At 72.4% G+C, this 18,169-nt stretch carries 16 protein-coding genes and 1 pseudogene; 1 reads left to right on the top strand and 16 read right to left on the bottom strand.

What is annotated here, in order from left to right:
* Positions 1 to 336 precede the first annotated feature (336 nt).
* The gene (locus KPL57_RS58480; protein WP_308253184.1) at positions 337 to 1,500 is read left to right on the top strand and encodes a DUF2637 domain-containing protein; all 1,164 of its coding nucleotides are present in this window, start codon (positions 337 to 339) and stop codon (positions 1,498 to 1,500) included.
* Between the two features lie 57 nt (positions 1,501 to 1,557).
* Here KPL57_RS58480 and KPL57_RS58475 read toward each other — a convergent pair whose 3' ends face one another.
* The 16 genes and pseudogenes from KPL57_RS58475 to KPL57_RS58400 all read right to left on the bottom strand — a co-directional run bounded on the left by KPL57_RS58475 (position 1,558) and on the right by KPL57_RS58400 (position 18,068).
* Positions 1,558 to 1,875 carry a hypothetical protein gene (locus KPL57_RS58475; protein ID WP_226358664.1) on the bottom strand — a complete coding sequence of 106 codons (318 nt, stop codon included), beginning with the start codon at positions 1,873 to 1,875 and terminating at the stop codon, positions 1,558 to 1,560.
* A 255-nt stretch (positions 1,876 to 2,130) separates the two neighbouring features.
* Complete coding sequence (locus KPL57_RS58470) at positions 2,131 to 3,777, bottom strand: hypothetical protein (RefSeq protein ID WP_226358663.1); 1,647 nt, start codon at positions 3,775 to 3,777, stop codon at positions 2,131 to 2,133.
* Positions 3,778 to 3,943: 166 nt separating this feature from the next.
* Positions 3,944 to 4,261 (bottom strand): zf-TFIIB domain-containing protein, encoded by a 318-nt coding sequence (locus KPL57_RS58465; RefSeq protein WP_226358662.1) that lies wholly within the window; start codon positions 4,259 to 4,261, stop codon positions 3,944 to 3,946.
* Positions 4,258 to 4,482 carry a hypothetical protein gene (locus tag KPL57_RS58460; RefSeq protein ID WP_226358661.1) on the bottom strand — a complete coding sequence of 75 codons (225 nt, stop codon included), beginning with the start codon at positions 4,480 to 4,482 and terminating at the stop codon, positions 4,258 to 4,260. The genes KPL57_RS58465 and KPL57_RS58460 overlap by 4 nt, the downstream gene beginning before the upstream one ends.
* Before the next feature lie 47 nt (positions 4,483 to 4,529).
* Positions 4,530 to 4,928, bottom strand: coding sequence for a hotdog domain-containing protein (locus KPL57_RS58455; RefSeq protein WP_226358660.1), 399 nt, complete (start codon positions 4,926 to 4,928; stop codon positions 4,530 to 4,532).
* Between the two features lie 68 nt (positions 4,929 to 4,996).
* Positions 4,997 to 6,223, bottom strand: a complete 1,227-nt coding sequence (locus tag KPL57_RS58450; protein ID WP_226358659.1) for an acetylxylan esterase — start codon at positions 6,221 to 6,223, stop codon at positions 4,997 to 4,999.
* Positions 6,220 to 7,371: a C40 family peptidase gene (locus KPL57_RS58445; protein ID WP_226353128.1), complete on the bottom strand. Its 1,152-nt coding sequence runs from the start codon at positions 7,369 to 7,371 to the stop codon at positions 6,220 to 6,222. Before KPL57_RS58445 ends, KPL57_RS58450 begins: the two co-directional genes overlap by 4 nt.
* Positions 7,371 to 9,068: an ATP-binding protein gene (locus KPL57_RS58440; protein ID WP_226358658.1), complete on the bottom strand. Its 1,698-nt coding sequence runs from the start codon at positions 9,066 to 9,068 to the stop codon at positions 7,371 to 7,373. The genes KPL57_RS58445 and KPL57_RS58440 overlap by 1 nt, the downstream gene beginning before the upstream one ends.
* The gene (locus tag KPL57_RS58435) at positions 9,065 to 10,477 is read right to left on the bottom strand and encodes an SCO6880 family protein (protein WP_226358657.1); all 1,413 of its coding nucleotides are present in this window, start codon (positions 10,475 to 10,477) and stop codon (positions 9,065 to 9,067) included. The genes KPL57_RS58440 and KPL57_RS58435 overlap by 4 nt, the downstream gene beginning before the upstream one ends.
* A gap of 112 nt (positions 10,478 to 10,589) precedes the next feature.
* Positions 10,590 to 11,765, bottom strand: a complete 1,176-nt coding sequence (locus KPL57_RS58430; RefSeq protein ID WP_226358656.1) for a hypothetical protein — start codon at positions 11,763 to 11,765, stop codon at positions 10,590 to 10,592.
* A 26-nt stretch (positions 11,766 to 11,791) separates the two neighbouring features.
* Positions 11,792 to 12,316 carry a hypothetical protein gene (locus tag KPL57_RS58425; protein WP_226358655.1) on the bottom strand — a complete coding sequence of 175 codons (525 nt, stop codon included), beginning with the start codon at positions 12,314 to 12,316 and terminating at the stop codon, positions 11,792 to 11,794.
* Positions 12,313 to 13,143 carry a hypothetical protein gene (locus KPL57_RS58420; protein ID WP_226358654.1) on the bottom strand — a complete coding sequence of 277 codons (831 nt, stop codon included), beginning with the start codon at positions 13,141 to 13,143 and terminating at the stop codon, positions 12,313 to 12,315. Before KPL57_RS58420 ends, KPL57_RS58425 begins: the two co-directional genes overlap by 4 nt.
* The gene (locus tag KPL57_RS58415; protein ID WP_226358653.1) at positions 13,140 to 13,517 is read right to left on the bottom strand and encodes a hypothetical protein; all 378 of its coding nucleotides are present in this window, start codon (positions 13,515 to 13,517) and stop codon (positions 13,140 to 13,142) included. The genes KPL57_RS58420 and KPL57_RS58415 overlap by 4 nt, the downstream gene beginning before the upstream one ends.
* 99 nt (positions 13,518 to 13,616) lie before the next feature.
* On the bottom strand, positions 13,617 to 14,762 hold the full coding sequence (locus tag KPL57_RS58410) for a hypothetical protein (RefSeq protein WP_226358652.1): 1,146 nt from the start codon (positions 14,760 to 14,762) through the stop codon (positions 13,617 to 13,619).
* Between the two features lie 5 nt (positions 14,763 to 14,767).
* A pseudogene (locus KPL57_RS58405) lies at positions 14,768 to 15,028 on the bottom strand (transglycosylase family protein); the annotation flags it as partial.
* Positions 15,029 to 16,949: 1,921 nt separating this feature from the next.
* On the bottom strand, positions 16,950 to 18,068 hold the full coding sequence (locus KPL57_RS58400) for a glycoside hydrolase family 16 protein (protein WP_226358651.1): 1,119 nt from the start codon (positions 18,066 to 18,068) through the stop codon (positions 16,950 to 16,952).
* Between the last annotated feature and the right edge of the window lie 101 nt (positions 18,069 to 18,169).

Raw genomic sequence — 18,169 nt, 5'->3', positions numbered from 1 at the left:
CCCCTCGGCGCACCCCCTCGGCGCACCCCCCCCAGAACCGGGCGCACCCCTCGGCGCACCCCCTCGGCGCACCCCCTCGGCGCACCCCCTCGGCGCACCCCCTCGGCGCACCCCCCCCAGAACCGGGCGCACCCCCTCGGCGCGGGCCGGGCGCGCGGCAGACTGGACGGTCGCTCTTCTTCGCGTCGGTTATCGAGCTTCCCGAGCTTGGGTCTGGGTTTCCTTGTCTCGGGCTGCTCTGTTCTTTGCCTCGCGGCCGCCAGTGAATTCATGGGCGGCGGGGTCGTGTAATGTCGTGTGTGCCACCACTGGCGCGGCAGAGACGAGGGATCGGTCATGACTGTTCATGAACTCAGGCCCATGAGCGGAATCGGCGAGGGTGGCGAGAGCTCTGTCGGTGAGCGGTGGGCTCGGCGGGAGCAGCAGCCGATCTCGGAGGAGAGCCCACCGCAGTCGGGTCGTGTTCGCCCGGGTTTGTGGGCGTCGGTGTGGCCGCGTGTTCTTGCGGTGCTTGTGGTGGGTTCTGTGGGTCTTCCGGCGGCGGTGGCGTCGTATTGGCATTTGCAGGAGGTCGCGGCCCGGTTCAATCCGGGGTCGGCGTTGGCGTATTGGCTGCCGCTGTCGGTGGACGGGCTCCTCGCGGCGGCGTTGGTGGTGGTGTGGTCACGTCGGACGCGGGGGGAGCGGGTCGGGTTCGGGCCGTGGGCGGCATTCGCGTTCGGGATGTTCGTGACGTTGCTGGCGAACGCCGCGTCTGTCGTCCCGGAGAGCGAATGGGCGCGTACCGGATCGCATTTGGCGTCGGTGGCGGCGTGGATGGTGGCGTTGTTCCCGCCGGTGGCGTTCGCGATCAGTCTGGAATTGATCGCGATCGTGCTGCGGCCCACCCGTGCGGCGGCCCGTGCGGCGACGCGGACCGTCGCTGCTGCCGCGCCTCGGTGGACAGCTCCGAGCGGCCGCGCCGGCCACGCCTCGCCCGACGGCGACGGCGCAGTCGCTGCGTCGGGCGGGGAGCGTGCTGAGGGCTCCCAGGCCTCGGCGGCGGCGGCGCTGCCGGTGCAGCCGGTGGATCCGGCCGATGACGACCCGAGCGCCGGCGGCCAGGGCGACACGGCCCCGTTGCCTGTGGTGACACCGGTCCCGGTGCGGCGAGCCGGCTCCGCCGAGACCGATGGCTGCGGCGACGGCGTGGGCGTGGGCGTGGGCGTGGGTGTGGGCCAGCGGACTGGTGTTGGTGTCGAGATTGCGGCGGGTGAGACGAAGCAGGCCAAGGCCGAGGCGTTGTTCGTTGCGGCCTGGACGCGTGGGGAGGACCTGTCGTTGTCGGAGGTCGACCGGATGATCGGCGGGAACCGGACCGCTGCGAAGGCCAAGCGCAGCCTGCGCGACCGCGGAATGCTCCCGCCCGCTGAACACGGCCTCCCCGCGCCGCGCGCCGGCGCATCCGGCGGTGCGGCTGCTCGGTCTGGTCGGGTGGACGCGCGGATGGTCCCGGCCTGACCGCGCCGTCGAGGAGCGGGCAGCAGCCCGGTGGCGGGCCCGGCGTAGCGGAGACCTTCAGTTCCAGATCACGGTGATGGTGAGCATCGCGGCGACGATGACCAGGCCGAGGACCATGAGTGTGAGCCACGGCCCGGTGTCCGGCCGGGCCGTGGATGACGTGGCAGCCGATGACGTGGCGGTCCTCGTGGGCGGCTGAGCTGCGGCACGAGGCCGGGCACGGTGGTCGTGTGCCAGGTCGTCATGCAGGGCAGCGCGGTTGAACACCACCGTGTCGGCGGTAGCCGCGGCTTCAGCGGCGACGCGGTCGGGTCCGGACATCCAGGTCGGCCAGGGCAGCCGATCGCCACGGGGATCGTTGCATGGTGTGTTCATGTGTGCACTGTGCGCGACAGGTGACGTGGTCGTGTGAGCAGGTCCCGGGTGCTGCGGCGTTGCTGCTCTGGCCGGCGGCGGCTGGGTTCGTGGGCAAGTCGATCCGGACCGCAGCCCGCCCTCGGCGGGTGAGGACCGGAAGCGACGCGGCAGCACCGTTTTCGACACCGTCTTCGGCTCGGCAGCGTCTTCCGTGCACCGGGCACCACCCGCCGGCGGATGTCGGGTTTGCCCGATTGTGTCCGGTTTGTCTGGTTATCGCCATGCTTTCGGGTTGAGTCGCCGCCGGCCGGTCGTGGCCGGGGTGCTGGTGCGGGTGCTGGTGCGGTTCAGGAGGTGGACACGGGTGGACTCGATCAGGGCGAGGGTGGCGGCCGAGCGCTGGTAGGGCTGCGCGGCGGCGGCCTGGGTGGCCCGGCGTTGTTCGTCTTCGGTGATGCGGTCGGTGGCGGGGCGGTCGTGGTGACAGCGCAGTGGTGGGTCGTAGGAGCCGCCGGCGGGGTCGTGCGGGTCGAGGACGTAGCCGTACTCGTCGCATTCGGTGCAGTCGGCGATCTGCCGGCGTGCGTGTTGCGCGGTCTCAGAGCGCTTCTGAGCGGCTTCGGCGACCTGGAGGTCTCGGAGTGCCTCGTGGTGGCGGCGGACCGCTCCACAGCCGCCACAGGGCCGATCCTGGGGATCTGGTGCGGCGAGGTGCCGGGCGCATTTCCAGGTGTCGGGCCGGGCCTGGTCCGGAGCGGTAGCGATCGCGGGTAGCGCGCCGCCGGTCGGGGTCGGGAGCGGTGCGGCGGTCGGGTGCGCGGCCAGGGTGGTGGAGAGCTGCGCGGCGACCTGGGCCAGTGCCGCGGTCACCGCTCCCAGTTCGCTCACCAGTGCCGCCTCAGCGCCGTCTGCTGCCGGGGTCGCGATCGGGGACTGCGCCACGGCCGTCTCCGCCGCGGGTGCGGGTCCTGGCTCGAGTGCAGGGCTCTGGGGGGGCGTGGACGGGCCCGGAGACCTCGGCGGCCGAGCGGTTCGTGCACGCTCGCGCCCTCCCCCCTTCGGGTCGTTCAACTTCGGGTCGTTCTGTGCCGGTTTTTCGGCAGACCCATCTGCCGCAAAATCGGCATATCCCCCCAATGCTAACGACTCGTCGTGTCCCCCGTTTGGGGGATCTGCCGATTTTGCGGCATACCCCCTGCGACCTGCGGGTTCTTGACCGGATCGGGTCGTGTCGTGGCTTACGGCGGCGGTGGTGCGGCGGCGCGCCCGGGTCGCGGCGCGGTTCGTGGCGCGGTTCGTGGCGGGGCAGGAGCGGGCGGTCTCGGCCGCTGGTGGCGGGGGTCCGGCGGGGCGTGCGGCGAGGGCCTTCGCGGTGGCTTCGGCGTCCTCGGCGGCGACGAGCGCGGCGAGTTCCTGGGTGCTGGCCAGGCCGGTGTAGCCGGGCGGTGGGGCCTCGTGGACGGTGTAGATGTTGCGGCGCCCGGTCGCGGTCGCGACGGTCTCGACATCGACCGCGCCGATCTCGACGAGCTCGGCGATCGCCGCGCCCACGGTGTGGGCCTTGGACACCCCGAGGCCGCGGGCGAGGAGCCGCTGCCCCGGCCAGGCCCGTTCATCACCGCGCTGGGTGTTCACGAACGACCGGAGCAGCACATAGGCCTGGATCGCCCGCGGTGACACCCCGGACAGGGCCACCCAGTCCCCGACCGTCGTGTACGGGAACTTCCGACCTGGCAGGTACTCATCCCCCACGTCCCGCTCGCGCCGAGACCCGGGCATCGACAGGGCGCGAGCCGCCACCGCCGCCGCCCGTGCGCCACCGCGATCACGCAGGCCAGCAGCAGAAGACGAAGCACCTACCGACGAGTACCGCTGGTCGAGGTCGAGGTCGAGGTCGAGGTCGACTCGGTTTGCAGCCATGGATACAGTGCTCCTGCTCAATCGCTGAGTGCGGTGGCTGCGGCACCCGGAATCTCGGAAAAGAACAGGGTGCCGCAGTCATTACTTGGACGCAGACAGTAGCGGGCCAGGGTCCGGTCAGGACCGCCCGCACCGCCTACTTCAGGATCGTGCTGGTCCACCGGGCCTACGCCGCCCGCGCCGCAGCCGAGACCGCCCCGCCCGCGGCGGCGCCGTCACCGGAGTTGGCCAGGTCGCTGTCCAGGCATCCCGCTGCGAGGTAGTCGCCCGCGGCGGCCTCCAGATCCCGGCGCCCGTCAGTGGCGGGCGCCAGCCAGTAGGTCGCGCAATCGCTACAGACCAGCGCCTCGACCATGCCGAACGCCAGCGTCCGGGGCTCGTGGTTGCAGGTCGGGCACCGGTAGCCACCAGCGGTGTTGTCCCACCGCAGGCCGTTCACGTCGGTCGTCGCGGCGCTGGTCGGGAAGGTCAGATAGTTGGTCATGCTGCTGCGTCTCCGTCCTGTGCGGTGTCGTTGTCGGTGCGCGCCTGGCGGGGCGGGGTGAAGCCGAGTTCGCCCAGGCGCCAGGTCAGCTGTCCGGTCGTGTACTCGCCCCGGGACTCGGCGGCGCTGGTTGCTTCGGTGTCCTCGGTGGGTGTGGCGGCAGGTCGCTGTCGTTGCTGCCAGCGCCAGGTGCCGCCCCGGTGGTCGTGTCGTCGTCTCATCACTGCCGGTCCTCCTTGTGGGTCGGTGAATTGGCTGGTCAACGGGCTCATGCCGCCCGCCCGGTGGCGCGGTGGCGGAGCCGAGCCCGGAACGTGGTGGTGTCGACCAGCTGGGCGGTGACGTGGCCGTCGGCGACCAGGACCCCGTGTTGGTCGTGCGCGGTGACCGCGAACACGGATCTGTTGCCGGTCGTGCTGGTGCGCCGTGCGGTGACGTGGAGGCGGTCCCCGGGGATCGCCGGCGCCCGATGCGCCACCTCCACCCGGGTCCCGACCGGGGCCTGCCCGGCCCGGGCCCGGCGCCACAGGTAGGTCAGGCACGGTGCTTCGAGCAGCCCGATGAGGTAGCCGGTCGCGAACACGTGCTCCCCACGGCGGAAGGCCCCGAGGTGTGGGTGCAGGTCGGGGACGAGCTGGTCGTCCGGGACGACGTAGAACAGCGACACGACCTCACCGGCCCTGTCGTCTTCTGTCCGGGTTTGTCCTGTTGTGTCGGGTTGTGTGTGGATGGTGGTCACCATCGGAAGAGGTCTCCGTCGAGGTAGAAGCGCCAGTCGTCGGTGGTGAGGCCGTGGCTACCGGTGCGTAGGTGGTAGGACATGCCGGGCCCGCGATACGGCCGGTCGGTCGCTGGTGGCCACGCCGTGTTCGGGAGCCCGGTGCCGGGGAGCTGGTAGAGCGCCCACGCGCGCTCGGCGGCGGTGTAGGCGGCGTGTTCGCCCTGCGGGTCGGCCGTCGCGTCGTCAGTGGCGCTCGCGACGACCAGCCGGCCCGGTGCGACGAGCGAGAGGAGCTGGTCCTGGTCGATGGGCAGAGTGTCGGTCCGGTCGGCGTAGGCGCGGTAGACCGGTGGGAACCAGTGCGGGAACGCCGAGGTGAGGGCGTCGAGGGATTCGCCGCGGCCGGTGTCGGCGGGTTTCGCCCCGCCCGCGCCGGAGTTGTTGGAGACCACGACGGGGAACCGGGTGTCCTGCGCCCCGGCCCACAGCGCAGCCTTCCCACCGCGGGAGTGCCCGATGACCGCGACCCGGCCGGGGTCGACCCCGACGGCGGTGGCGTCGTCGGTGTGGAGGTAGTCCAGCGCTCGGGACGCGGCCCACGCCCACGCGGCGATCGTCCGGCCCGCGTTGTCGGGCAGCTCGGCGTCTGGGTGGTGGAAGGCGCCGATGACACCGTCACGGAACCGGCCGGGGTCGTCCGGGGCGACCTCGCCTGCGTCGAGGGCGGCCAGGGCGTAGCCGGCGCCGACGATCTGGGAGATCGGGGCGTAGTCGCTGGTGGAGCCGGTGTCGTCTACCGCGGAGCGGTGGTCGATGAGCAGGAACGTCCCGCGGACCTCTCGCCCAGCCGGTGTGAACAGGCGCAGGGTGAACCGGGCGGTCCCGGCCGGGCCGGTCACGGCGATGACGACCTTCTGCCCGGCCGCCCCGTCACCGGTAGCGCCGAGGTCGGTGACGTCGTAGGTGACCGCGTCCGGGTGGGGCAGCGGGCGGCCGTAGACGTGTTCGCGGAACGCCTGCAGGAGCTGCGGGCGCTGCTGGGTCTCCCACCGCCCGACCGGTGAACCGCCCTCGTTCCGGGCCTCGTCCTGGTCGGCGTTACGGTGCTCGGGTGGGGCCGCTGCGGCGGCTGCGGACTTCGTTCTCATTACCGTGGCTGCGGCGGCGGCCTCACCCGTGCTGAGGCCCAGCGTGGCGGCGAGCGCGACCACGCAGACGGCGGTGCGTCGGCGGCGGGTCATGAGGCCGCTCCTGTCGCAACAGCCGGTGCCGGTGTGCCCGCCGGTGCGATTGCTGGTGTGTGGACGCGGCGGATGTGGGTGACCTTGTCCGCCCAGTCGGACAGTGGCTGTAGGACGACGCCGCGGGTGGTGTCGTAGGCGTTGACGATCAGGCCGTGTCCGACATACATGCCGTTGTGCCGAGGATTCCCGGCTGTGCCGAGCGAGCCCGGGATGAACACCAGGTCGCCGGGCGCGATGTCCTGGATGCGGACCGATGTCCCGGCGTGTTTCTGGCTGACCGTCCCTGCTGGGAGCGCGACACCGGCAGCGGCCCAGCTCGCGAGCATGAGTCCGGAGCAGTCGAACCCGTCCGGGCCTGTCCCTCCCCACACGTACGGTTTCCCGAGCTGGGCCAGGGCGTAGCCGACCGCCGCCCGCGCGACCGGGTCGGCGGGCGGGGTGAACCCGGCCGGGAGTTTCTTCGGGTCGACCGGTCCGGTCGGCAGCGGCACTCCGGCGCCGCCGGAGTCCGGGCAGGCATACACGCTCGCGGCGAGTTGTGCGTTCGTGGTGACTGAGCTGTCGGTGCCGCGTGGTAGCTCTACGGGATTGTCCGCACCCACCCAGAGTTGGTCGACCAGCGCTGCGGCCGGGCCCTCCTGAGGCGCGTAGCGATCCGGGAACGCTGAGCGCTGCACCGCCTGCGCCGCCGTCCCCGGTGCCATGGTGTGCCATCCGGGCAGCGCGATGAGGCGGTCGAGGAAGGAGTCGGTGGCCGCGACCGGGTTGAGCACCCGGGCGGGCGGGCCCCAGCCCTGGGACGGGCGTTGCTGGTAGAGGCCGAGGGAGTCGCGGTCGCCGTAGGCGACGTTGACCAGCCGGGATTCGACGATGACGGTGGAGAGCGCGATCACCGCCGCTCTTCTGGGTAGTTGTCGTTCCACGACGCGGGCGACGATCGTGGCCGCGTTCTCGGTCTGCTCGCCCGTCCACTCGACACCGTCCACGGACTGCGCCCCGCCGCCGAGCCCACCGTCGGGTCCGCAGCCGAACCGGCCCCCGGCGATCCCCAACACAGCGATCACGGCGAGCCCGCCGATCGCGGCGGTCACCAGCAGCACCACCGACAACCCGAGCCCGCCCGCGACCAGCACGCCCCGTCCCACTACGACTCCTCCGTCAACGAGTCGTTGACACCGGCGATCCCGGTGGGGTCGCCGGTGTCGGCGCGCGGGAGGTCATCGTCCGGGCTTCCGGTGGTATCGGTGCTGGTCAGGGCCTCGACGCGAGGGCCGGTGCGCATTCCGGCGTCGGTGTCGAAGATCGTTTTTTCGGTGGCGGACAGGACGGTTTGGATTTTCATGCCGGGGCGGTTGTCGAGTTTCCACAGTGCGCGGCCTTGCGCTTGCATGGCCCATCCGGTGATCGCGGCCTGCTCGGTGGTCGAGAGGCCGAGTTGGTCGGCGAGGTCGTCGGTGATGGCGTCGGATTGGCCGAGGAGGATTTTCGTCGAGCACAGGGCGAGGAAGTCCCGGGCGATCGCGGCCTCGTGTGATCCGGCGGCGCCGACGGCGTGGAGGTCGGACGGCTGGTGCATGATCAATAACTGGATGGTGCGATCACTGCGGGACAGGCGTAGGTCGGCGTTGATGGCCTGGACTGCGCGTAGGCCCAGGCCCATTTGGCGCCAGACCTCGTCGCGGACCACGATCCGCGGCGCCCCACCCGCCCCGCCGGTGCCGGTGTTGTCGACGGTGTTGTGCAGGGTGGTGAGCATCGACGACCACATCCCGAGGCAGGTCAGGGCGACGTTCATGGCTTTGTCGCCGAGTGGGTCGAGGCGGGACAGGTCCATGGATTGGATGGGGGCGTCCCAGTCGAGGTCGAAGTTCGTCTCGGCGTCGAACAGCCCGGCCAGCGGCCCGGTGACCAGGTTCGACAGGGCGTCGGTGACCGCCCGAGTCTGCGTGGTGAACTCGGTGCGGTCGACGAACCGGGTCCCGGCCCACAAGTCGGTGTCGGGGTCGGCGAGCAGGCCGGTGACCTGCGGGATCGTGACCGGGCGGAGCTGGTCGGTGGTGTCATCGGCGCCGAGCAGGCGGCGCAGGACCGCGTGCAGGACGTATTCGTCGGTCACCGACGGGACGTGGCCCTGGGCCGCGGCCAGCGACAGCAGCAGCCGGTTCCAGCGGCCGAGGATCACGTCGAGTTCGCGGCGTTGCCGCTCGGTGCTCCAGGCCGGCCAGTACGTACGTAGTGGCCCGAGGTCCAGGGCGTTGAGGCGGCGCGGTGACCCGGGGCCGAGCGCGATCGGTTCGATCCCGAGTGCGCGCAGCACCGGCGTGTACTCGCCCTTCCGATCACCACTGATGAGGGTTTTGAAGCCGAACGGCATCATCCGCAGGCAGAACGCACACACCGTCGACGACTTCCCCCGCCCGGGCTTCCCGAAGATCATCATGTTCGGGTTGGTGACGATCTTTCTCAGGACCCACTCGGGCGGGTGGGTGTAGAAGGAGCCGCCGGTGGAGACGTCATAACCCATCCGGGCGCCGACCGCGGGGACACCGTGCGCGGCCAGCAGCGGGAACAGCCCACCGATCTGGTCGGTGGTGGCCCGGAACACCGGTAGGCGTCGGGCGGCGTCGACCGGGGCCCAGCCCCGACCGGGCTCCCGGTGTCCGCGGCGCGGGTCGAGGTTCCAGGCGACACCGTCGTCGAGGCGGCCGGTCTCCGGCGCCGCAGTCACGGTGAGCTGTTCGGTGGTGAGGTCGGTGAACGCGGTCAGCAGTTCGCCGGTACTACGCGACACCGGCACACTCCGCCGCCGCCGCGTGAACATCCTGCTGTTGAGCCGGGTCATCGTTGCCACCGCCGGTTCGGCAGACCGGGGAGGCCGTAGCCGACGGGCAGGCATGCCGCGGTGAACGCGGCGTCCTGGGTGAGTTCCAGGCGCAGCAGGCCGAAGCGGTCCGCGGCGTCGTTCTCGATCCCGGCCGCGGCGTCCTCGATGCCCCAGTCCGCCCAGTCCGACGGGACCGTGGTCGCGGCGGCGATGGTGTAGCGGACCAGGGCGTGCCCGGCCGCGACCGCGGCCTCGTGGGCGTGCCCACCAGCGTGACGCTGCTGGTCCTCCACCGTCGTGCCGAACCCGCGGGCGGCCTTCAGATCCGCGACCAGGGTGTCGCGGAACCTCGTGCGCGCCACATGCCGTCGGGCATGGGAGGGATCGAGGACCTCGTAGTGGATCTGCAACGACCGCCGCTCCCCCGCCCGCCGCACCGCCAGCAGCGGTCCGAGGGACCCGAAGCTCGTGCCGCCGACCGGTGGCTGGACGGCGTAGGCGACGGTGGCGAATCCGTCGTGGGCGTAATGCCGCGCCGCCGGGGTCGGCGCCAGCACCGGCCCGGCCATCGACCACGACAGATGCCCGGCCCGGTCCGGGCGAGTCAGCTGCTGATGCCGCAGATGCGCTGCGGCGGCCGGATTGAAACCCGTCCGCACGGCTTCGGCGACCGCGGCGGAGGACAACCATGCCACGTCGGTGACGCCGATGCCGCGTAGCGCGTCGGCGACACCGTCCAACACGCGGTAGAGGGCATACGCGCGGCCGGCCACGCCGCCGCCGGCGGCTTTCGCCGCCCGGCGTAGTGAGTGCTCGGTCCCGCACACAGTCACGAACAACTCCGTCCGCACCGACGCGGCGGCCACAGTCCGGTCGATCTCCGCGGCGATCTGCCGGGTCAGCTCGGGGGCGTCGGCGACCTCGTGCTGTTCGCGCCACAACGCATAGTCGGTGCCGTCATCGGGGACGGTGCGCACCAGCAGCGACACTCGGTCGATGACCTCGCGGTGCGCGACGCCGATCAACATCGTCCCGAGCTGCGCGGCCAGGCCCTCGGACTCGCCCGCCGACGCCATCGCCACCCCGGAGTGCGTGAGCCGCCCGGTGATAGCCCACCGGCCGTCGACGCTGTCCTGGATCAGGCACAGGCGTTGGTCCGAGAGCGGGGGGCCGTCGTGGAAGCGGAACCGGGCCAACACGCCCGGCAGGTCCGGGGCGGCCGGGTCCTCGGCCCGCCCGGCCGCAGCGCGGGATTGCCAGGGGGACCAGCTCATTGCGACTCCTGTGGTGAACATGCACAGGTCAACCAGCCAGAACAGTGCGGGCCGGCCGCGGATCGGGACCGTCACCAACACCCACACCCCGGCCGCGACCAGTAGCCAGCCGAACGCGGCCGACCACCGCCCCGCCCCGACCGCTACGACCACCGGCACACACGCGGCCCGACCACGACCGCCTGACCGGTCGACAGGCCCGCGAGCCATCCGGCGCCTTCGCGGTGGTGCAGATTCCGATACATCCGCCCGGGATCGGTCGTGGTCATCGGTCGCTCCCGGTGTCCGGCCGCGGCCGCGGCGGTGTCGTGGACGGCGGTGTCGTGGACGGCGGCGGCGGTGTGGTCGGTGGCGGCTTGGGTGGGCGCCGGTCGGTCTCCGGCGCCGGGCGCGGGGCCCGCTCCTGCTGCTGGGCGAGCCGGTCCAGCTCACGCCGCCGCTGCGCAGACTCACCACCCGCAGCGCCACCCGAATCCCCGCCACCAGCGCCGCCACCAGCGCCGCTGCCGGTGTCGGGGATTCGGTCGGTCTGGTCACGTGTCGCGGCCCGGCCCAGCTCCGGCGCCGGAGCAGGAGCAGGCGGGGTGACCTGCGGCGGGGCGCCGCCGTGGCCGACATCGGGCGCCGCCGCCGGCCGGGCCGGTACCGGGGACGGGCGGACGCTGGGCGTGTGGCGCAGCACGAAGCCGCCGCCGTGCCCGACACCGGTCTGGGCGGCCTGCTGGTTCAACCGGCCCGCGGCGTACTCCCCCGCCGCCGCCACCCCGTGATAGCCGGCCGACAATGCCCCGCCGACCGTGCGGCCGGCCCGCACCGCGCCCGCCGCGACACCACCACGCCCACCGGCCTGAGCGCGGGCGTGGTCGGCGAACCGCCCCGTATGCGCTTCCTCGGCTGCGACACCACCGGGGCGGGCCGCCCCCGCCGGGGCCGGGCGCCGCGCCATGACCGCCCGCACATCCATGCCCGCGCCGGTCGCCGGATCGACGAACGCGAGAAGTTTGTAGGCCGCCCACGGGCAGAACACCGCCGCCAGCAACGTCACCGCCCCCGCCAACACCCCGGACACACCGGAGGCGCTGCCCAGCATCCCGACACCGATGACCAGCAGCAACGCCAACGCCGGTTCCAGCAGGATCGCCGCAGCCAGCCACCGCGCGGTCCGCCACCACCACGCCGACGTCGCCCCCGACAACAACCCCGCCGCCGCGATCGGCGATACCGCAATCAACATGACGATGATCGCCTGGCGCACGACCATCTCGAACGCGAAACCGACCGACGCCGCCGACCCGAGCGCCCCAGCGATCGCCATGATGATCGCCCTCGTCATCTCCGTCAGGCCCTCACCCAGGTCCGGGTTGTCGATGAAGATCGCCCCGACACCGGTCACCGGCTCCTCCGCCGGGGCGTCCGGGTCGGCCGGCGGCGGGTCCAGCACCCGGGCGAAATCCGGTGAGCCCAACGCTAGATCGAGCAGGCCGCGGGCGATCCCGTCCGCCGCGGCGACCAGCCTGCCGACAACGACAAGATGAAGGCCAGCGCGATCCCGAAATGGACCGGTCCCAGCAACAACCGCGACGCCCCCCACCCGCCCCGGGCCACGACCGCCACGATCTGGGAGAAGAACACGCAGGTAGCGACCAGGATCGCCAGCCACCACAACGCCGGCCACACCTGCCCCAGACCGCGATCCGGAGCGAACAACGCAACCAGATCGAACCGCGTCAGATGATCGATCAGGGCGAGGGTGTCGCGCAGCATCGCCAAACCGGCCGTCCACACCGACTCCAGGACACCGACCACACCGGCCTTGACGTACTCCGTCGCCGCGGTGGACAAGGCGCCGCCGGGATCGGTAGCGATGCCCCACGCACTGCTCCAGAAATCTGGTTCAGGAGCAGGGGGCGGCGCGGGCTCGGGAGGTGGCTGTGCCAGCCACCGGGCCAGCAGCTCAGGCCCGGTGCCCTCGGAACTCTTGGCGGGGGTCATCGAGCGATGGCCCGGTATCCGGCGGCGACCGCTTCAGCGGTCCCCGGCCACGGCGACGGAGCCTGCTCCGCGCTGGGGGCCCGCGCGATGCGCCACTGCTCCCCGTCGGCGGTCGCGACGCGGCGCATCGCCTCGCAGTCGCCCATCCCGCCGGACACGACCTGGCCCTTGAAGTCAAACGTGAACTCACCCAGCACACAGACCACGACGAACCGATCTCCGACCTGGCCCTTGACCAGCGCCTCTGCCGGAGTCCAGGTGATCGACATCCCGGGCTTCGGCCCATGTGCCGGGAGCCCGGCGTTCTTCCGGAAGTTCGTCAGGATCCAGGACAGGAACGCGCCCCTCCCGGGGGGCGCCCCGGCCTCCGCGATCGAGTCGTACGCGCGGGCGTAGTCGGCCGGGTCGCCACCGAGCATCCCGGCCTGAGACATCGCCACCAGCTGCGCGATCGCGCCCTCCGGCGTCGCGGGGAAGCTGTCGGGGAACGGCACACCCACCACACGCCCCGGGGCGGGGAGCGTGATCGGCGGCCCGGCCGTCTCGGTGGTCAACGTGTGCGGCTGGCTCGCGGCTTCCGGCAGCACCAGCATCGGCGCGGCCGCGAGTTCCTGTTCCGAGGCCCACTCCCGGGCCTCCACACCTGCCGCCGCGGGTGGTGCGGCGGGAGCCGGTGCGGGTTCGTCCCGCACCCCGATCCAGCCCGTCACGGTGTAGGCCAGGCCGGCGACCAGCAGTGTCGCCAGGACGCCGACTCCGGCGGCGATCGCGTAGCCGCGGCGCCGGTTCGGCTCCCGCACCACCGGCGGCGTAGACGGGCTGGTCATCCGAAGTCCCCGGTCGCGATCGTCTTCAGCAGGTTCTGGCCGGACGCCCAGAGCACACCGGCCAAGACCGAGGTGCCGACCATCCCGGCACCGATCGTCGCCGCGATCCGATTGCCCCACAGTCGTCCGGCGCCGATGGTCAGGACACCGAGGAAGAACAGGACCGGCACCGACCAGCCGGCCAGCGACATGATGACACCGCCGAGGTAGTCGGCGGTGTCACCGAACCGGCCGGGCAACGGCCTCGGTACCACCGTCGGCAGCTGCGGCAGGCCTTGTTCCTGCCCGGCCGGCGGCGGCGCAGGCGGCGGCTGCTGACCCGGAAGCCCAGCACCGAACCACCCGGCGCCGAACCGGCCGGCACTGAACCACACAGCATTATCGGAAATAGTTCTCAACACGGGGGTGCTCCTCAGCGCAGCGAACACGGACACGGACACGGCGGGAACCAGCTGTCAACGGCGGTGTGCTGGTCACGGGCCTGGTCCTCGGCCTGGTCCTGGGGTGTCGCGGGCGGCGGCCGACCCGGCCAGGAGGTCGATCACGCCCCAGGAGGCAAGCAGCGGTCGGAGTGCGTCGGTGACTTTGTCCGGTAGCAGGTCGGGAGTGACACCGTCGGCTTCGACCGCGGCGTTCGGTGGGATGAACACCGCGTCATCGAGCAGCGTCGACAGTCGTGGCCCGGTGGCGCCGTCGATCCCGACCGGCCAGCGTTTGGCGCCGTTGACGACCAGCGCGCACACCGGTGCCGCGACACCGGCCTGTACCCAGGTGTCGTGGCGGGCCAGGACCTGCTCGGCGGCGCGCAGCGACGGCCGCGTAGCGCGCACGACCAGCACCGGGCGCGGCATCGGCTCCCCGCCGCGTAGCCAGCCTCCGGCACCGGAGGTCACCGACGCTGCGGCCCGCCAGCCGCCGTTGCCCAGATCAGCGACGGTGACGTGCAGCGGTCGCGGCGGCGGGGACGGGAGCCAGTCCGGCGGCGCGGGCACCATCCCCGGTGTCACACCGGGGAGCGTGGTGTCGAGGCGGGCCAGCAGCGCACCGGTGCCGGGACGGCCCCCGCGCCAGCTGTAGCGGACCTGGACCTGGTCGGTGACCGGGCGGGTCCACGGCCCGTCCGCGCCGGCGGCCTGAGCGAGACCGGCCCGGGCCGGATCGTCGGCGTCGATGAGCAGGCAGCAGCGTTTGTCCTGGTGGGCGATGTCGGTGATCGCCGCGGCGACCGTCGATGCCCCCGCGGCGGGGGACCCGGCCAGCACGGGGATGACCGCGCCGAACGGTGTCCAGTCCGCCGCCCCGACGTGGTCGGGCCACACCTGCCGGGCCCGGGCTGTCACGGCGGCGACCGTGGCGCCCATCTGCTCAGCCAGGGCGAGCGTGTCGGTAGGACTACCGGCGCGGGCGGTACGGGCCGCGGCGACGGCGGTCAAATCCACGATCATCTCCACATCCGTTGCATCCAGGCCCGCCCCGCCGCCTCGGCGGGCGGCGGTACCGAGCAGGTGACACAGCTGCGGGACCGACCGCGGCCGCGCCGCCGAACCGGCCGCGGGCAGGCCGGGACCTTCCACGGCGCGGTCGTCGGTGCCGTCGGTTGCGTTGGTGGCGGCGGTCATCGGAGCCCGAGTCGCTTCGAACAGGCCGGCCACGCCGCCCAGCCCTGCACGGCCTGCACGCGTTTGGCGACCTCGATCTGCTCTTCCCGGCTGGCCTCGTGCGCTTCGCCTTCGCCGCCGAACGCCCGCCAGGTCGACGGGGAAAATTGCAGGCCGCCGGCGTAGCCGTTGCCCGTGTTGGTGCTCCAGTTCCCGCCGGACTCGCAGTGGGCTAGCTTGTCCCAGGTCGAGCTCGCCGCCGAGGTTGCGACTCCTCCGTCTGTCACCGGCGGCGGCTCGGCCCTCACCCCGGCCCTACGCGGCTGCTCACCAGCAGTGCCGCCACGAGCGGCGTGGTCATCGGTAGCGGCCACGCCGTCCTCGGCCCGCTCACCAGCAGCGGCGTCTCCGGTGGTGTCGTTCCCGGCGGCACCGGTGCCGCTGTCGGTGCTGGTCGTGCGGCTGCCCTTCACACCGGTGCCGGCACCGGTGCTGGGGCCGGCGGTGCGGTCGAGGGCGTCGAGGAGGTCCTGGGCGACCGGGTCGACCTCGGCTGCGGCGCGGGCCTGCGCGGTCAGCTTCTCGATGCCCGCCGACACCGCTCCCGAACTCGCCGACACAGCTCCCGACCTGCTGGTCTGGGTCTCGGGCGTTGCGCTCGTGTCCTGACCCGCGCTGGTGTCCTGACCAGCGCCGCTCTCGGTAGCGGCGGAACTGGACGTGGCCTCGGCGGTGCTGCCGTTTCTGCTGGTCTGGGTGCGGGTGATCGCTGCGCCGGGCCGGACCTCACCGGCCTCTGACTCTGACTCCGACGGCGGCTTCGGTGTCGGGGCCGTGCCCGCCGTGGGCTGGTCGCTGTCGGCGGTGGCGCGGAGGTGGTCGAGGGCGTCCAGATCGGCCGGGTCGGCGCCCAGCGCGGCGAGGCGATCACGGTCGAGGGCGTCGAGGACGGTCGCCCCGAGCTGGGTGGCATCGGCGTCACCGGAGGTGGCGATCGCCGACAGCAGGTCGCTGACCATCCCGATCGCCTCCCGCGCCGCCGCAGCGTCCTCCGACGACGAGGCCTGTCCAGGGCCGGTCTGCACGTCGGTGACGACGGTGTTCGACGATGTCGAACGCGGGGCGGTGGCCGGTGTCGAGTTCGCGGGTGTTGAGGTCGCGGGTGTTGAGGTTCGGGGCGTGGTCGGCGCGCTGCTCGGGGCGGGATCGGTCGTGTCCCGGCTGTCGGTGGCCCGGTCGCTGCTGCTGTTGGGGCCGGTGGGCGTCGGTGGTGTCGTGGTGGGTGCGGCTGGGGCAGGCAGCGCAGCAGCAGCGGCCGGTGCCGCCGGTTCACCAGTCGGTGCGGGCCGTGCCGCGGCGGTCTTTTCCCCCGCGGGCGGTGTTCCCGGCGCCGCCGGCGCCGTGGCCGGGCGGGGCTGGTCGGTGCAGGCCGCCGGGACCGGCGGCGCCGCGGCCCGCGGCCGCTCCACCCGTTCCGTCGGTGCTGCTGGTGCTGTGACCGCGGCGCGGGCCTGGTCGACCGCGCCGAGAACGGCCGCGGCGCCGGCGGCGGTGTCGTCGACGAGGTCCGCCGCAGGCGGAGGCGGGGTCGTCAGGTCGGCCGGGGTGGGACCGAGCCCGGCCGCGGCCAGGCGCACACCCACCTCGCGGACCTGCGGATCAGCGCTGTCCAGGTGGTGAAGCTGGTCAGAGACGTCCACGGCGTGCTGACGCCACTCGACCGACTGTGTGGCGGGGCGGAATCCGAGGTCGGTGATCTGTTCGGCGAGGGCGTGGTCGGCCGGGTCGGCGGACAGGGACAGCTCGGTGAGCAGCGCCCGCGCCTGGGCGCGGGTCTCGGTGGCGGCGGCATGCTGGCGGGCGGCGATGTTCTGGTCGCAGTCGCCGTTCGCGGTCAGCCCGAGCACCGCCACCGAGCGCCGTTCCGGGTCGGTGACGACCGCGACGGCGTAGCCGCCGCCGCCGAGTAGCGCGGTCGCGGTCAGGACCGCGACCGCCGAGCGCCGCACCACCACCGGCGCCGTCGACGGCGCCCGGGCAGGAAGCAGACGGTCCGGCAGGCGTCGGCGCGGTACGTGGTCGGCCCACGACGGCCGCGCAGCACGCCGCCGAGACAGTCTCGGTCGTGGAGACATTCGGGGAAATCCTCCAGGTCAGCGGGGGAGCAGACGAGCCAGAAAACGAGCGAGCACAGTAGGCAGTGGGCGGCTACGACCTGCCCACGTTGTTGATCTTGTCGGTGATCGAGGTCGAGGAGTCCGCGTCGGTCGAGCCGGCGCTGCCGCCGGAGGTCGTGGACGGGCCCTCACCGGCGGCGAGGCCCCACTGCTTGACCCAGTCGACCTGCATCCGCCCGGACTCGCCGTCTCCGCGCGGGAACCAGTCCAGCTGCAAACAGAGGTGCATCGGGCCGGGCGGCAAGATCGAGGTGTCTTCTGTCTTCCACCATTCGCGGCCGTCGACGAACGCGGTCACACCCTCCGGTGTCCACTCGACCGCGTAGTTGTGCCACTCGGTGGCGTCGATCTTGAGTTCGCCGTGGACCTGGGAGTTGTCCGCGCCGTAGTGCAAGAACAACTCGATCTTGTCCCGGGCTGGGTCCATGATCTCGGCGAAGTCGATCTCCCCGCCGACCGGGAAGTTCTCCTGCGTGGGCCACAACAACGCGAGGGCGTTGTAGGACGGCGAACCGGTAGGTGCGCGCATCCGCGTCTCCCACCGTCCGTATTTCTGGGAGTGCGCGGTCCAGGCCAGGCCGGCGGTCGTGCCGTCCCCGGTCCCGTCGATCGTCAGAATGCCGTCAGCGACGGTCGCCGCGGCCGGGGAGCGGGTGCCGTTCCCGGCATGCCCGGGGCCGTCGTAGGCGTTCCAGCCGGGCCCCAGCTGTGTGCCGGTGAAGTCGTCGACAACGTCCGGGGCACCCCAGCCGAACACCTCACCTGCGGTGTCGCCCTGGTCGGGCACGCCCGGCAGCGCAGAAGAACCGCCCTGCGCGTCCTGTCCGGTCTGTCCGGTCTGTGCTGGATGCTCGGTGGATCCGCTTTCATGATCATCCGGGTGGCTCCCGGGTGTGGTGGTGTCGGGCTGCTGATAGCAGGCCGCGGGGATGAAGCCGGGCTGGTCGGCGCCGACGCTGGTCAACGCCGCCCGCCACATCTGCGCCCGCTCGGAACGATCGCCGTCGAGTTCGGCCAGGACGTGCACCGCAGTGATACGCCAGCCGCACTCGACTCGTGCGTCCGCCGGGACAGGCGCGGCCGGAGTGAACGCGACCGCCAGCGACGTCACCGCCGACACCACCGTGCTGACCAGGCCCGATCCGATCACCGCATACCGGCCTGACGGTCGGCGTGGTCGGTGCGGAAGCCGTGCGAGGCCAGACCATGAGTGCGGCTCTGGAAACCGTCGGCGACCACAGCGGCGAGTTC

This window comes from Pseudonocardia sp. ICBG601, assembly GCF_020496245.1.
Note: the sequence above shows the minus strand (reverse complement) of the source record. Positions and strands in the feature narration are given on the sequence as shown.

Excerpts from the sequence above, each read along its gene's own strand:
- KPL57_RS58480 (WP_308253184.1), top strand. The coding sequence starts at position 337 with ATGACTGTTCATGAACTCAGGCCCATGAGCGGAATCGGCGAGGGTGGC.
- KPL57_RS58475 (WP_226358664.1), bottom strand. The coding sequence starts at position 1,875 with ATGAACACACCATGCAACGATCCCCGTGGCGATCGGCTGCCCTGGCCG.
- KPL57_RS58470 (WP_226358663.1), bottom strand. The coding sequence starts at position 3,777 with ATGGCTGCAAACCGAGTCGACCTCGACCTCGACCTCGACCTCGACCAG.
- KPL57_RS58465 (WP_226358662.1), bottom strand. The coding sequence starts at position 4,261 with ATGACCAACTATCTGACCTTCCCGACCAGCGCCGCGACGACCGACGTG.
- KPL57_RS58460 (WP_226358661.1), bottom strand. The coding sequence starts at position 4,482 with ATGAGACGACGACACGACCACCGGGGCGGCACCTGGCGCTGGCAGCAA.
- KPL57_RS58450 (WP_226358659.1), bottom strand. The coding sequence starts at position 6,223 with ATGACCCGCCGCCGACGCACCGCCGTCTGCGTGGTCGCGCTCGCCGCC.
- KPL57_RS58440 (WP_226358658.1), bottom strand. The coding sequence starts at position 9,068 with ATGACCCGGCTCAACAGCAGGATGTTCACGCGGCGGCGGCGGAGTGTG.
- KPL57_RS58425 (WP_226358655.1), bottom strand. The coding sequence starts at position 12,316 with ATGACCCCCGCCAAGAGTTCCGAGGGCACCGGGCCTGAGCTGCTGGCC.
- KPL57_RS58420 (WP_226358654.1), bottom strand. The coding sequence starts at position 13,143 with ATGACCAGCCCGTCTACGCCGCCGGTGGTGCGGGAGCCGAACCGGCGC.
- KPL57_RS58410 (WP_226358652.1), bottom strand. The coding sequence starts at position 14,762 with ATGACCGCCGCCACCAACGCAACCGACGGCACCGACGACCGCGCCGTG.